The 14,114-nt window shown below is 42.5% G+C and carries 11 protein-coding genes; 6 read left to right on the top strand and 5 right to left on the bottom strand.

What is annotated here, in order from left to right; all coding sequences use genetic code 11:
- Positions 1 to 42 precede the first annotated feature (42 nt).
- Positions 43 to 1,236 (bottom strand): pyridoxal phosphate-dependent aminotransferase, encoded by a 1,194-nt coding sequence (locus G7092_RS24935; RefSeq protein WP_202985410.1) that lies wholly within the window; start codon positions 1,234 to 1,236, stop codon positions 43 to 45.
- Between the two features lie 90 nt (positions 1,237 to 1,326).
- On the opposite strand from G7092_RS24935, the gene G7092_RS24940 reads away from it, so the two are divergent.
- The 4 genes from G7092_RS24940 to G7092_RS24955 are packed head-to-tail and all read left to right on the top strand — an operon-like array spanning position 1,327 to position 4,611.
- Positions 1,327 to 2,301, top strand: coding sequence for a cation diffusion facilitator family transporter (locus G7092_RS24940; RefSeq protein WP_166093824.1), 975 nt, complete (start codon positions 1,327 to 1,329; stop codon positions 2,299 to 2,301).
- On the top strand, positions 2,301 to 2,741 hold the full coding sequence (locus G7092_RS24945) for an NUDIX domain-containing protein (protein ID WP_166093826.1): 441 nt from the start codon (positions 2,301 to 2,303) through the stop codon (positions 2,739 to 2,741). The genes G7092_RS24940 and G7092_RS24945 overlap by 1 nt, the downstream gene beginning before the upstream one ends.
- Positions 2,738 to 4,003 carry an adenosylmethionine--8-amino-7-oxononanoate transaminase gene (bioA, locus tag G7092_RS24950; protein ID WP_166093828.1) on the top strand — a complete coding sequence of 422 codons (1,266 nt, stop codon included), beginning with the start codon at positions 2,738 to 2,740 and terminating at the stop codon, positions 4,001 to 4,003. The genes G7092_RS24945 and bioA overlap by 4 nt, the downstream gene beginning before the upstream one ends.
- 2 nt (positions 4,004 to 4,005) lie before the next feature.
- Positions 4,006 to 4,611, top strand: coding sequence for a hypothetical protein (locus G7092_RS24955; RefSeq protein ID WP_166093830.1), 606 nt, complete (start codon positions 4,006 to 4,008; stop codon positions 4,609 to 4,611).
- 139 nt (positions 4,612 to 4,750) lie between these two features.
- Here G7092_RS24955 and G7092_RS24960 read toward each other — a convergent pair whose 3' ends face one another.
- The 4 genes from G7092_RS24960 to G7092_RS24975 all read right to left on the bottom strand — a co-directional run bounded on the left by G7092_RS24960 (position 4,751) and on the right by G7092_RS24975 (position 10,104).
- Positions 4,751 to 6,628: an LTA synthase family protein gene (locus G7092_RS24960; RefSeq protein WP_166093832.1), complete on the bottom strand. Its 1,878-nt coding sequence runs from the start codon at positions 6,626 to 6,628 to the stop codon at positions 4,751 to 4,753.
- A 175-nt stretch (positions 6,629 to 6,803) separates the two neighbouring features.
- The gene (locus tag G7092_RS24965) at positions 6,804 to 7,448 is read right to left on the bottom strand and encodes a hypothetical protein (RefSeq protein ID WP_166093834.1); all 645 of its coding nucleotides are present in this window, start codon (positions 7,446 to 7,448) and stop codon (positions 6,804 to 6,806) included.
- 75 nt (positions 7,449 to 7,523) lie between these two features.
- Positions 7,524 to 9,620: a ComEC/Rec2 family competence protein gene (locus tag G7092_RS24970; RefSeq protein ID WP_166093836.1), complete on the bottom strand. Its 2,097-nt coding sequence runs from the start codon at positions 9,618 to 9,620 to the stop codon at positions 7,524 to 7,526.
- A gap of 148 nt (positions 9,621 to 9,768) precedes the next feature.
- Positions 9,769 to 10,104 carry a MerR family transcriptional regulator gene (locus tag G7092_RS24975; protein ID WP_166093838.1) on the bottom strand — a complete coding sequence of 112 codons (336 nt, stop codon included), beginning with the start codon at positions 10,102 to 10,104 and terminating at the stop codon, positions 9,769 to 9,771.
- Between the two features lie 116 nt (positions 10,105 to 10,220).
- On the opposite strand from G7092_RS24975, the gene G7092_RS24980 reads away from it, so the two are divergent.
- Positions 10,221 to 10,841, top strand: a complete 621-nt coding sequence (locus G7092_RS24980; protein ID WP_166093840.1) for a hypothetical protein — start codon at positions 10,221 to 10,223, stop codon at positions 10,839 to 10,841.
- Positions 10,842 to 11,336: 495 nt separating this feature from the next.
- Entirely contained in the window at positions 11,337 to 13,991 is a 2,655-nt protein-coding gene (alaS, locus tag G7092_RS24985; RefSeq protein ID WP_166093842.1) for an alanine--tRNA ligase, read from the top strand.
- Positions 13,992 to 14,114 lie beyond the last annotated feature (123 nt).

Raw genomic sequence — 14,114 nt, forward strand, 5'->3', positions numbered from 1 at the left:
AGAATAGATCCTTCGCTGCGCTCAGGATGACAAATTTTATAGCTATACTAATTTACCAAGTGCTTCTTTGATCCTGCGTACAGCTTCAATCAGTTTATCTTCAGCAGCGGCGTAAGAGATGCGGATAGATGAAGGATCACCGAAAGAGTCGCCGCCTACGGTGGCTACATGACCTTCTTCCAACAGGTAAATACTCAGATCGTCGGCATCTTTAATGGTACGGCCATTATAGCTTTTGCCAAAGAAAGAAGTAACGTTCGGGAAAAAGTAAAACGCGCCATCGGGCAGGTTAACTTTAACGCCTTCTACTTCACTCAATAATTTATAAACAATGTCCCGGCGTTTTTTGAATGCAGCACGCATCTCCAGTACGCTTTCTAACCCACCTTCATAAGCTGCCACACCGGCACGCTGGGTGATGGAGCAGGTTCCTGAAGTGATCTGACCCTGCATTTTATCACAGGCAGCAGCAATTTCAGAATTTGAAGCAGTATAGCCAATTCTCCAACCGGTCATAGCGAAAGCTTTTGACCATCCGTTGATGATCACTACACGGTCTTTAATATAATCAAACTGGGCTATCGACTCATGTTTATCAATAAAGTTGATGTGCTCGTAGATCTCATCGCTCAGGATATATACATTCGGATGTTTTTCAAATACTTTAGCTAATCCCTCCAGTTCCTCTTTGCTGTAAACACTACCTGTAGGGTTACAAGGTGAGGAGAACATGAACAGCTTGGTTTTTGGCGTAATAGCCGCTTCCAGTTGTTCTGGTGTTATTTTAAAGTTTTGTTCAACAGTAGTATTAATGAATACGCTTTTACCTTCGGCCAGTTTTACTACTTCTGAGTATGATACCCAATATGGAGTAGGGATAATCACCTCTTCGCCTGGGTTTACCAAACACAATACAGCGTTGGCAATAGCCTGCTTGGCACCGGTTGATACCACAATCTGGCTGAAATCATAATCAAGGTTGTTCTCGTTCTTCAGCTTGGCAACTACAGCCTTGCGCAGGTCCGGATAACCGGATACCGGGGTGTAGTAGGTAAAGTTTTTATCCATGGCCTGCTTCGCTGCCTCCTTGATGTGCTCAGGGGTATGAAAGTCAGGTTCGCCAAAGCTAAGGCTGATCACGTCGACACCTTTAGCGGCAAGTTCACGGCCTAATTTGGCCATCTTAATTGTTGCAGATTCGGACAAGTTATTGATCCGGGTACTTAATGCGCTCATATAAATTATGTTATCGCGGCAAATATAGAAAATAACTTTACTGCTACTTACGCTTGTTATTTATAAATTTGTCGCTTAATAAAGAATGCCTTGAAAGAGCAAAAAAGAATCATATTAATTTCGCTGATTACGGGCATTGTGCTCATGCTGGCGAAGTTTGGAGCATATTTTTTAACAGCGTCCAATTTTGTACTGACCGATGCCGCCGAAAGCATTGTAAACGTAATTGCCAGCGCTTTCGCCTTTTTTAGCATCTATCTTTCATCACAACCCAGGGATGAAAATCATCCTTACGGACACGGCAAAGTGGAGTTCTTCTCCGTTTTTATTGAAGGCTCGTTGATCGGTATTGCCGGTGTTATCATTATCGTTAAATCTGTTTATAGTTTATTTTATCCCAACGCCATTCACGATTTGCTTACGGGTGCTGCTATTATCGGCGTAACCGGACTTGTGAACGGTGCGCTGGGCTACTATATGATCCAAAGGGGTAAGGCATTACGCTCCATCACCCTGGATGCCGACGGCCGTCACCTGATTGCCGATATGGTAACCAGCATTGGCCTGGTAGCCGGTTTATTGCTCATCAGGTTTACCGGCATTGAATGGCTCGATAGTGGTTTATCCATATTGGTAGCATTGTATATTATATATAGTGCTTATAAACTCATCCGTAAATCGGTTGCGGGTTTAATGGACGAAGCCGATTTTCAGGTAGTAACGGATATTATTAATGTACTGAGCGAGAAACGCCGTGAGTCTTGGATAGATGTACACAACCTGCGTGCCCAGAAGTATGGTAACGAACTGCATATCGATTGCCATATGACCCTACCCAGTTACTTCGACCTGAATAAAGCCCATGCCGAAGTATCGTTGGTTGATAAACTGATCAACAAAGAGGTAGGCATCAAAACCGAATTGTTTATTCACTCGGATCCCTGCGTACCCGATTGCTGCCACTATTGCAGCATGCCCGATTGCCCCATCCGCTCCGAACCGCAAACAGAAACCATTGCCTGGACGATGGATAAGGTAGTACGCAACAAAAAACACTTTGAATAATGGAATACTTTAATGTAAGGGTGTATGGCCTGCTGCTTAATGATAATGACGAGTTACTGATTAGTGATGAACAGGAGTATGGCATGCGTTTTTCAAAGTTCCCGGGTGGCGGTCTTGAGCTTGGCGAGGGTCTGATTGAGGGGCTTAAACGCGAATTTATGGAAGAGTGCAATCTGGAGATAGAAATTGTTAGTCATTTTTATACAACGGATTTTGCCGTAAAATCGGCCTTTAATAATTCGCAAATTATCAGTGTATACTATATGGTGAAAAATACTACGCCGGTTAATCTTAATATAAAAACTGTTGCCTTTGATTTTGACGGAGATGGAGAAGTGTTGCAAGCTTTCAGGTGGCTGCCGATTACTGCATTGAGTGTAGCCGACTTTGAATTTCCGACAGATAAACGTGTGGTTGAACTTTTACAGAACGAACTATGAACCTTACCGAACGCGACCTTAAAGTAATATGGCATCCCTATACCCAAATGAAAACCGCTGCACCGCCGATAGGCATTGTACGCGGAGAGGGGGCCGGTTTATTTGATGAACAAGGCAAAAAATATATCGACGCGGTATCGTCCTGGTGGGTAAATATCCACGGGCATGCACACCCTTATATCGCTAAAAAAGTATCCGAGCAACTACATAAACTGGAGCATGTAATATTTGCAGGCTTTACCCATGAAGGAGCCGTTGAGTTGGCCGAGAGGTTACTCGCTATTTTACCTGATAACCAGCAAAAAGCATTTTACTCAGATAACGGTTCTACCGCTATTGAGGTGGCTATCAAAATGTGTCTGCAATATTGGCTCAACAAAGGCGATCAGCGTACCAAAATAATGGCTTTCAAAAATGCCTACCACGGCGACACCTTTGGGGCCATGGCTGTAAGTGGCCGCAGCGCGTTCACCGCAGCATTTGACAGCCTGCTGTTTGAAGTAGAATTTATCGATATCCCGAACAAGGATAACATAGAAGATCTCAAATCTCAAATCTCAAATCTCAAATCTGAACTGGCTTGCTTTATCTTCGAGCCCCTGATACAAGGATCTGCCGGGATGATCATGTACGAGGCCGAATACCTGAACCAACTGATGGCCCATTGCAAACAGGAAAATGTGCTGATGATTGATGATGAAGTATTTACCGGTTTTGGTCGCACAGGCAAGCGTTTTGCGTGCGATCATGTGCAGGTTCAGCCGGATATTATGTGTTTCTCCAAAGGACTTACAGGAGGTACTATGGCATTGGGTTTAACCACCTGCACCCAGCAGATCTATGATGCTTTTTTATCTGAGGATAAATTGAAAACCCTTTTCCATGGGCATTCCTTTACTGCCAATCCGGTGGCCATAGCCTCTGCACTGGCCAGCCTGGATCTTTTCCTGGAACCGGCTATGGCGGCTAACATGCAGCGCATTCAAACATCTCACGCCGCTTTTGCCTCCAAAATAAAGCATCACCCTAAAATAAAAACGGTGCGGCAAACGGGTACCATTATTGCCATGGAATGGGAAACCGGCGATAATACCTCGTATTTTAGTTCCCTGCGCGATAAATTGTATCAGTATTTTTTGGCCGAAGGTATTATATTGCGCCCGCTGGGTAACGTGATATATATTTTACCTCCATATTGCATTACTGATGCCGAACTCGGTTATGTTTACAGCAAAATTGAGCAGGCACTTGAAGAAATATAATTATGCTAAACACACTACTACCTCAAATAATTGCCGATAACGAATTGCACTCCCGCTGGTTAAACACGCTATCGCTGATGGAAAATACCGGCGCGCGTAAAATATCGGCCAGCGAAGACCCGCATACCGTTACCTATATCATACTCAAACACGCGGCTGAAGAGCATCGCCACGCTTTCTATCTGAAAAAACAGCTGGAAAAGACAGGTGTGGAATTGCCAACCTATGCTGCCGAATACCTGCTGGCTCCCGGTTCAAGTAAATACTACCTGAACCAACTGGATGTGGACGTTTGCCGCTACCTGAAAAAGGAATTAAACTTAAGCGGCAGCGAATTGCGTTTTGCAGCCTACCTGCTGGTTACCTATGCTATTGAGGTTCGTGCCGATGAACTGTATCCTATTTATCAGGACGCGCTTGACGAAGCCGGCAGCAAGGTAAACGTAAAATCAATCATCCTGGAAGAAGAAGGTCATCTGGAAGAAATGTTGAACCAATTGCACCAATTTTCGCCCGATTGGGAGCGCCACGCCAACAAAGCTGTGGAGTTTGAAACCAAACTGTTTAACCAATGGGTGGAGCAGTTGGGAAAGTCGCTGAATAATTAAGAAATACAGCCTGTCAGTCTGAGCTTGTCGAAGACTCGTGTGCAGAGGCCTGCCCACCATGCTTCGACAGGCTCAGCATGACACCATTTTTTGAATCAGAAAAAATCAGCGTAATCACCCTAATCAGCCCAATCAACGGTCAAAAGGCCATATACTCCGTATAAACCAATTGCAGGAAAGCCTTGCCATATAGCAGCGTTTTATCTGTAACCGCCTCGTCCGCGTTCTTATTCCCTTTATAAACTATCCTCCGGCCAGAGTTATCATAGGAGATGCTTTGCTGTGGCGTCATAAACCCGAAACCATTATCCCAGGTAAAAAAGGCAAAGTCCTTACTGGCCGGATCAAGCAGGTTTTTCGACCAGGCAAATTGGTTATGCGGTAAACCCAGTTGGGTTAACAATGTGGCGGCAATATCGGTTTGTCCCCCTAGTTTATTGATCTTTTTACCACGGTATTCCGGTTTAATTACATCGCCAAAAAACAATAGGGGGATACGGTATTTGACCGGATCATATGCTTCGGCAATATTGCGCGGTAAACGGTGCCCATGATCGGCCACCAATATAAATAAGGTGTTTTTATACCAGGCTTGTTTTTTGGCCTGCTCAAAATACGCGTTGAGGCAGGAGTCGGTAAAGTAAGCGGTACTCCTGAATTGATTGCTGGCATCGCCATCTTCATCAGCCGGGAAATGCGCTTTTACGGGCAACACAAAAGGCTCATGATTGGTTGATGTTTGCAGGTACGAGAAGAAGGGTTGTTTTTGTTGCTGCGCAAACTGCAGGTGCTTGTTTAACAATACATTATCATAAACACCCCATTTGGTTTGCACCTGTGCGGGAGCAAAAGCATGCTCATCGGTAATCTGGTCAATGTCATGACTGTTCATGAAGGTATTAAAACTCATGTAGCTGCTTTTGCCACCATAAAAATAAGAGGTATGGTACCCCGCGTTTTTAAATACGACAGATAGCGCAGGCAGTTTTCGCTGTTTCAAGGTATCGGCAATAATGGTGCGGATAGCTTGTGAAGGGAAACCGCTCATAATAGATATGATGCCTTTATCGGTACGATCGGCCGAGGAATAAATATTATTAAACAGGAGACCCTGCTGAATAAATTTTTCAAAGTTAGGCGCTACTCCTTTATCGCCGCCTAAGGATTCAATGATACTTGCCGTATAGCTTTCCAGCTGGATGATCACTACGTTGGGCCTATCGGTGGTTAATATTTTTAATGAGGAATCAGATTGAACACGATACGAATCATGTATCAGTTTTTCCGCATCGGCGGGCTCCATAAACACGTAGGGATTATAGGGCTTACGAAAATTCTCAAATATATTATTAAACAGGTTCCACTCGGTATTCAATGCCGATTGATTCAGGATCTCCTTATCAGCAAAATAGGCCGCGTTTTGATTAATGGGTTCTGTTTGCAAACCACCCCGCATAAACAGGAAATTTACAAACACCAGCAAACAGATCATCGCTATTTTAAGACCGGGTTTGGCAGCGGGTTTCTTGAAATTATAATCAATAACATAATAAGATAATAAAGCGCCAGAGCTCAGTAACAGTACCCCAATCAGGATACACTTACCCACCGGCGATGAACCCGATGATGCGAGCGCCTCGGAAGGAGCATGATAAAACGAGCTAAATACCCTGAAAGTAACTTTAGTTCCCCATTCCCTGAAAATATTAAAGTTAAGAATAGTGTTTAAGGAAATACAAAACAGGATGATACCCACATAAATTTTAAGCCAGATGGGTTTGATGCGGCAGGAAGGGATGCACCAGTTAATAATGAACACCAGCAAAGGAATAGTACAGATATAGGCCGTAGCCGAAGCATCCAGGCGAAAACCGTAAAAAAATGTCTGTAAAATATCTCCGAAGCTGGCGCCACGGATTTTATAAAAGAAGTATAATTCAAACGTGAGCCGTGTGATCACGAAGAACAGCAGCCAGAATATAAAGAATCTGATTATACTAAAAAGGTTTCTTAACATAAAGGTGACAAAAGTAGTACTTTATGTTAAGAAACCTTTAATGAATTGTTAGTAAAGGATGGCGTGTAGTAAGTATCAAGTAGCTAGTATCAAGTATCAAAATTTTTTGTTGACTTGATTATAAGATCACTTTTAGAGGTCTTGATACTTGATACTAGCTACTTGATACTAATTTTTATCTGCCTCCGCTCATTGCTTTCAGATCATCCAGGGATATCTTTTCAAAATCAGCCGGGATGCCGAATGTACCTGCCGGAGCTTTTTCCTCAACAATGCTTTTAACAGTTACATCGGTGCTCTGGCCCTGGCTAAATGAAGTGTATTGTACCGGGAAACCACCTATTTCCCTGTAATACTTCGCGATACCGGTTATCGGAACAACTACATCGTTAGTAACCCAGATATCATAAGTTTTTTTAGTTTTTGCATCTGTAGCTACTACTTTTTTGCAGTTAAAACCCGAAATCTGTTTGGTTTCGGTTGATGGTGCAAAAGTAAAGGTTGGCATATCTGCCTGAGCCTGATCTACTTCATCTGGTGTAGCGATAGCTGCTTTTTTAATGCTGGCAACAGGTACATCAACCAATATGGCCATTGATTTGCCGCTGGCATCAGTTAAAATTTTAATCGTAGCAGGACCTGCAGTAAAGGCAAATGCATTAGAGTCGGCACGGAAATATCCTTTTGCATTAACTTCCTGACCTCTCATATTAGTAGTTAAGTTAATGGTACCTTCGGTGTATTTTTTCTGCGCACTGGCGCTCATGGCTGTTGCGGTAAGAGCCAGGCCCAGGGCAACATTAAAAAATTTAATATTCATAGTGTTAGTTTGATTTATACCAATTTACCTGTTTTTGATTAAAAGACAAATTTATTAGTACTTGGTTTAATTTTTTCAGTTAGATACGGCAATTAACGAAATGTTACGCTTTAATATACTATAATTTATACGCTTTTTCTTTGCTTGCTGTTCCAGCTGTTCAATAAGCCTGGTACTGTTGCTGCCATCCACTACAAGTGTTTGATAATCATAATTCTTGTTGATCAGGTCCAGGTTGATGTATGGGTTACCGGTGATATATAAATAATCGGTTTTTAATTTTTCGGATAGCTGTAAATTGGGCATTTGTTTGTCAAATACCAGGATCTTTTGATGATTGAACTGGATAAAACCGCCCTGTTTCCTGATGAAATTTTTGCTGATGCCCCGGTTAAGGGTATACAATTCCGCATGACTTATTTTGCAGCTATCCAGGTATGGCTGTATCGAATATTTGTAGTTTTTATCGGTATCGGCCAGGTTAGTGAGCACAACCGCCTTATCTCCATTTTTAAAAACGATACCGGTGTTTTTGCGCAGGTTTAAAAAAGCAACGGAGCTACTGGTATCAGCACGGTACCTTTTTACACTAATACTTACACATAGTAAAAACAAGCAACCGATACCAAATTTAAGTACCCAGGTTTTTTTATCATACAAAAAATAAAACAGGCTGATGATCAACGCATAAGTAAGCAGGTATTCGGTCGTTGTGAACCATATTTTATTAATGCTGGCAAAAGGGGTATGCTCAATGATGCTTAGCGCTTTGTTCATGAGCAGTATTGATTTTTCCAGTATCCATGCCAGCGCGTTTGAAAGCCAGGGTACCCAGGCCAGCAGCAGATAGGCTATACCGCTATACATAATAACCATGGTAGGGATAATGATGAGCAGGTTGCTGAGTAAGAAATAAACCGGGAACTGGTGAAAGTAATAAGCGCTTAAGGGAAAAGTTATTACCTGTGCCGCTATAGACACCGAACACAGCGCCCACAGTTTATCGGCCCATTTGTTTTTGAATTGGAACCACCCGTAAACCACCGGCTGCAATACAATCAAACCTACTACAGAAAGATATGAAAGCTGAAAACCCACATCGGTTATAAAAAATGGATTGTACAACAGCAGCAACAGGGCCGATATAGCCAGGATATTGAGCATATTGATGTGCCGCACAAAAGTGTTGCCGATAATAACCATACTGATCATGACCGCAGCACGGCAAACGGCCGGTGAAAAGCCGGTCAGCATAGCGTAATAGCTTATCAGCAGTATCATGATGGCCATTTTTAAAAGGCGGCCATATTTGTAGCGGTTCAAAAAGCTTAGCATCCACTGCATTAAAAGGTAAATGATAGCCACATGCGCGCCCGATACCGATAGCACATGGATGGTTCCTGTTTTGGAATAGGCTTGCAAAACATCATTACTCAGATCGGCTTTATAGCCCAGGATAAGGGTGGAGGCTACGGCTATAGCGTTTGGATCATGTAGTTTTTGCCTGAATAACACCACCATTTGCTGTCGCAGCTTTAAGGCATAGGCAATAAAGGGATTGCCTGTATCGTGCTTTAATAATTTGTATTGGCCCGGGAATAAAAATAACTGGTAATAGATATTCTGATGGACGAGGTATTTTTTATAATTAAACTCGGCCGGATTAAAAGGCGGATCGACAGGCGTATAGCTGGCTGGTATCAACAATTCATCGCCATATTGCAGGGCTATGGCATCGCTGTCTTTCAGTGTTAAAAGTAATGTGCCATTGGCATCAGCGGTTTGACGGTTGTTAATGCTTTGCCTGATTGTGGCCGTAAATCGTACCAGTCCGTTTTTAAACTGTGGTTCGTTATTGATGCTTACGGCCAGGTATTGCGCTTGTGTTTTCGAAAAATGATGTCTGTTATTCAGCTCGTTATAACTGATCACACTGATCCAGCCTGCCGAAAATAAAATAGCACCCATCAACAAACCGCCAATCCATCGGGCCTTATAAATAACCAGGCGTTGGTAATTTAAATTCAGCACAACGAATACAAGAGCCAGGCAAACAAAGGCAATAGCCAAAACGGGTAAATAAGCCGCCGACATCAACTGCATCCCGATAGCCAATCCCAATAAAAAAGGTATAAGCAGAATAACAACGGGGATTTCGCCTTTATGGGTCACGATGGTTTAAGAGTCAAGATTTAAGAGTCAAGAACCAAGATAGAAGAAAAAATCAAGCAACAATAAAATAATGATTTCTCTTATTAAGATTTCCATGAGTTAAGTTCCTAAGTCTTGATTCTTGGCTCTTATCTCTTGATTCTATTCCCTATAGTTCGTCTCTAACTTCGAGCAGGAATTTTTTGATATTTTCGAGTGAATCGATCACGCGCTGGTTCTCTTTGGTGTCGCTCATATTATGTTTAAGATGCTCTTTGGCGCCATTAAGCGTATAACCTTTATTGCGGATGAGGTGAAAGATGATCTTGAAATTTTCGATGTCTTCGGGGGTGAAATAGCGGTTGCCCTTTTTGTTTTTTTTGGGCTGCAATACATCAAACTCCTTTTCATAAAAACGAATAAGCGATTGGTTCACATCAAACATGGCCGATACTTCGCCCATGGTGTAATACATCTTGCTTATTTCGCGGTCTTTATAAGGCATACGCAAAGATAAATTTTATTTTGGATTTGCGATTTTAGAAAATTGCAACCTTGACGAAAATTTTATGCGAATTATCAATAATTTATTAAGTTTGACAACATTTAAATCTAATCCTTATGATCAATAAAACACTTTTAGCCGTAGCGGTAGTCCTTGCGTTATCATCATGTGGTAACTCTCAAAAAAAAGAAAACGAAGAAAAATCAGGTCTCGGTCAATTAGTAGAGGGCGCCAGTAACTTAAATAAATTCGCAAAGTCGGGCGAGAAATTAAAAGAGCAGACAGAGAAACTTAAAAAGCTAACACCGGCAACTACTGAGGAGCTGAAAGCGGTTGTACCCGAAAATGTGGGCGATTTCAAAAGAAAGAGCTATAGCGCAGGCGGTACCGTAGCCGATATTGTTGCTGCGGATGCGGAATATGCAAAAGAAGATAACAAAACTATCCATGTAAGTATTTTAGATGGTGCCGGCGAATCGGGCAGCGCTGTGGTTAGTTTATTGGCCATGGGGTTGAGTATGCAAACGGAATCAGAATCAAACGGTACGGTAAGCAAAAATATCGATGTAGATGGCGTGCGTTATTCTACAGAGGATACCAAAAATGGTACTACAGTAAGCTCTTCTCTGAAGTTTATATACAAAGAACGTTATGCCGTTACCTTACAGGGCGAAGGCTATAGCCTTTCAGATCTGCAAGATTTTTTAAAGAAATTAGATCTGAGTTCATTAAAATAAGCCGATTGTTGGAGCAGGTATTCTGTCCGATATTTCGTATATTTGTATATACCACAGCCCGGTTTTCCTGATTAAAAAGGAAAGCCGGGCTGTTTTGTTAAGGAGAAAAACAGAACAAAAATCAACTGTTTTGTATGTAGTTATTTGAAAATCAATTATTTAATACTTTTTAAAGTTTTAAAAACCGCTCAAAACCATGCTGGAATTTGTTAAAAAGTGTTAAAATGAGGTTTTTTTGAATGATTTTGAGCTGTTTTTATCCCGTTTTTGAACAGAAAAGTGTTAAAATTCAAGGTTTAAAAAGTTTTTTGGAGGTAGTAGCCTGTCAGTCTGAGCTTGTCGAAGACCGTGCGGAGAGGCTCGCCCACTATACATTGGAAGGCCCGGCATGACTATCACATTTTGTAAAATAAAAAATACATGGTACAAAATTTTTTACATCAAAAATTCACACTTTTGCACACTATACTGGTTTTGATAATAAAGCAATTATAAATGACAGCTACCGAAATACGACAGGCTTTTCTTGATTTTTTTGTTTCCAAAGGGCATATCATTGTTCCTTCTGCACCCATCGTCATAAAAAACGACCCCACCCTCATGTTCACCAACGCGGGGATGAACCAGTTTAAAGATATATTTTTAGGCGAAGCACCCGCCAAAGCGCCTCGTGCGGCTGATACACAGCGTTGTTTGCGGGTAAGTGGCAAACATAACGACCTGGAAGAGGTGGGTATCGATACCTATCACCATACCATGTTCGAGATGCTGGGCAACTGGAGTTTTGGCGACTACTTTAAAAAAGAAGCCATTGCCTGGGGCTGGGAGTTGCTCACCGAAGTTTATAAACTGCCTAAAGACCGCTTGTACGTAACCTATTTTGAAGGCGACGACAAAGAAGGCCTGGAAAAAGATACCGAGAGCTACGAGCTGTGGAAGCAATATGTGGACGAAGCTCACATACTACCCGGTAATAAAAAAGATAATTTCTGGGAAATGGGCGAAACAGGTCCATGCGGCCCATGTTCCGAGATCCATTATGACAGCCGCCCGGATAGCGAGCGTGCTGAAGTTAATGGTGCAACCCTCGTCAATGCCGATCATGATCAGGTAATTGAGATCTGGAATATTGTATTCATGCAGTTTAACCGCTTAAAAGACGGTGCCTTACAGCCATTACCAGCTAAGCACGTGGATACCGGTATGGGCTTTGAGCGCCTGGTGCGTGTGCTGCAAGGTAAAACATCTAATTATGATAGTGATGTTTTCCAGCCGATGATTCAATTTATCGCCGAAAAAAGCGGTAAAACCTATAACAGTAAAGCCAAACCCGGCGACGCCGATTGGAGCGAAGCTGTAGCCATGCGCGTACTTGCCGATCACATCCGTGCAGTTAGTTTTGCTATCGCCGATGGCCAGTTGCCGTCAAATAACAAAGCTGGTTATGTAATCCGTCGTATTTTACGTAGAGCAGTAAGATACAGCTATCAAACATTAGAGTTTAAAGATCCATTTTTGAATCAATTGGTACCATTATTGGCCGAGCAGTTTAAAGGAGTGTTTGATAATTTGTATAATCAGAAGGATTTTGTGCAAAAGGTAGTTTTGGAGGAGGAAAATTCTTTTCTGAAGACACTTGATAAAGGGATACAATATCTGAAGAATAACATTGTAGGTGAATCTGTTTGGGGCGATGATAAAAGAATCTTACCGGGAAAACTTGCTTTTGAGCTTTCTGATACATATGGATTCCCTATTGATTTAACTGAGTTAATGGCGAGAGAAATGGGCTGGGGGGTAGACTTGGATGGTTTCAATAAAGCCCTTCAAGAACAGAAATCCCGTTCCCGTGCTGCAACCGCTATTGATACCGGCGATTGGGTTGTTCTGAAAGATAATGATAGCGTGGAGTTTACTGGTTACGACGAAACCGAAACGGTTGCCCACGTAGTAAAATACCGTAAGGTAACGGCAAAAGGTAAAGAGCAATACCAGATTGTTTTGGATAAAACGCCTTTCTATGCCGAAAGCGGTGGCCAGGTAGGCGATAGGGGTGAGCTGGTTTTCCCGGATGGCGAGATTGTCAAAGTAACTGATACCAAAAAGGAGAACGGCCTCATTGTGCATTTTGTAGACAAACTGCCCGAGGATATTGATGATGCCTTAACCGCTATTGTTGATCCTGCATTGCGTAGCCAAACCAATAATAACCACTCGGCTACGCACCTGCTGCATGCGGCTATGAAACAGGTTTTGGGTAGCCACGTAAACCAGAAAGGCTCATTGGTCAACGCCGATTACCTACGTTTTGACTTTTCGCATTTTGCCAAAGTAACCGATGAGGAACTGGCGCAGATAGAAGCTATCGTAAACCAAAAAGTACGCGAAAATATCCCACTGAAGGAAGAACGCAGTGTATTATATGCCGAAGCTATTACTAGCGGCGTAACCGCCCTGTTTGGTGAAAAATACGGAGAATATGTACGCGTGATCACTTTTGATGATACCTTTAGTAAGGAGCTTTGCGGCGGTACGCATGTAAAAGCAACCGGCCAGATCGGTTTCTTTAAAATTGTTGCCGAAAGCGCTGTAGCTGCCGGTGTACGTCGTATTGAGGCTATTACAGGAGTTGCTGCCGAGGTATATATCACCAACCAAAATCAGCTGATTGACCAGTTAAAAGAGTTGCTCAAAAATCCAAAGGACCTGGCCAAAAGCGTAGAGAACCTGTTGGATGAGAATGCCAAACTGAAAAAAGAGATCGAGAAATCGATCCTGGAGAAATCATCAGGCTTAAAAAATGAGCTGGCACAAAAGGTAGAGGTTATTAATGGCATTAATTTCATCGCTCAAAAGGTAGCCCTGCCCAATGCCGAAGCGGTTAAAAACCTGGCTTACCAGCTAAAAGATATCGTAACAGATCTGTTCCTGGTACTGGCTGCCGATTTTGATGGCAAACCAAGCCTGACCGTTATGATAGCCGAAAATCTGGTCAAAGAAAAAGGTTTGAATGCCGGTAACATAGTACGCGAACTGGCCAAAGAGATCAAAGGTGGTGGCGGTGGTCAGCCTTTCTTTGCAACCGCCGGTGGCAGTGATGCCAGTGGCCTGGATGCTGCTTTAGCGAAGGCAAAGAGCTTTATTGGATAAAAATATTAAAGAGACACATGTAATGTATCTCTACAGGAAATAAATGTAGAGACGCATCACATGCGTCTCTCTTATGAAAATCAACCCCAAAAAAAAGACCGCGTAATAGACGGCCTTTTAATT

Source organism: Mucilaginibacter inviolabilis (genome assembly GCF_011089895.1).
In the GTDB taxonomy this organism is placed as follows: Bacteria; Bacteroidota; Bacteroidia; order Sphingobacteriales; family Sphingobacteriaceae; genus Mucilaginibacter; species Mucilaginibacter inviolabilis.

What these genes read in the sequence shown, in the direction of transcription:
- G7092_RS24945 (WP_166093826.1), top strand. Translation starts at nt 2,301, where the DNA reads ATGGAATACTTTAATGTAAGGGTGTATGGCCTGCTGCTTAATGATAAT.
- G7092_RS24965 (WP_166093834.1), bottom strand. Translation starts at nt 7,448, where the DNA reads ATGAATATTAAATTTTTTAATGTTGCCCTGGGCCTGGCTCTTACCGCA.
- bioA (WP_166093828.1), top strand. Translation starts at nt 2,738, where the DNA reads ATGAACCTTACCGAACGCGACCTTAAAGTAATATGGCATCCCTATACC.
- alaS (WP_166093842.1), top strand. Translation starts at nt 11,337, where the DNA reads ATGACAGCTACCGAAATACGACAGGCTTTTCTTGATTTTTTTGTTTCC.
- G7092_RS24960 (WP_166093832.1), bottom strand. Translation starts at nt 6,628, where the DNA reads ATGTTAAGAAACCTTTTTAGTATAATCAGATTCTTTATATTCTGGCTG.
- G7092_RS24980 (WP_166093840.1), top strand. Translation starts at nt 10,221, where the DNA reads ATGATCAATAAAACACTTTTAGCCGTAGCGGTAGTCCTTGCGTTATCA.
- G7092_RS24955 (WP_166093830.1), top strand. Translation starts at nt 4,006, where the DNA reads ATGCTAAACACACTACTACCTCAAATAATTGCCGATAACGAATTGCAC.
- G7092_RS24975 (WP_166093838.1), bottom strand. Translation starts at nt 10,104, where the DNA reads ATGCCTTATAAAGACCGCGAAATAAGCAAGATGTATTACACCATGGGC.
- G7092_RS24935 (WP_202985410.1), bottom strand. Translation starts at nt 1,236, where the DNA reads ATGAGCGCATTAAGTACCCGGATCAATAACTTGTCCGAATCTGCAACA.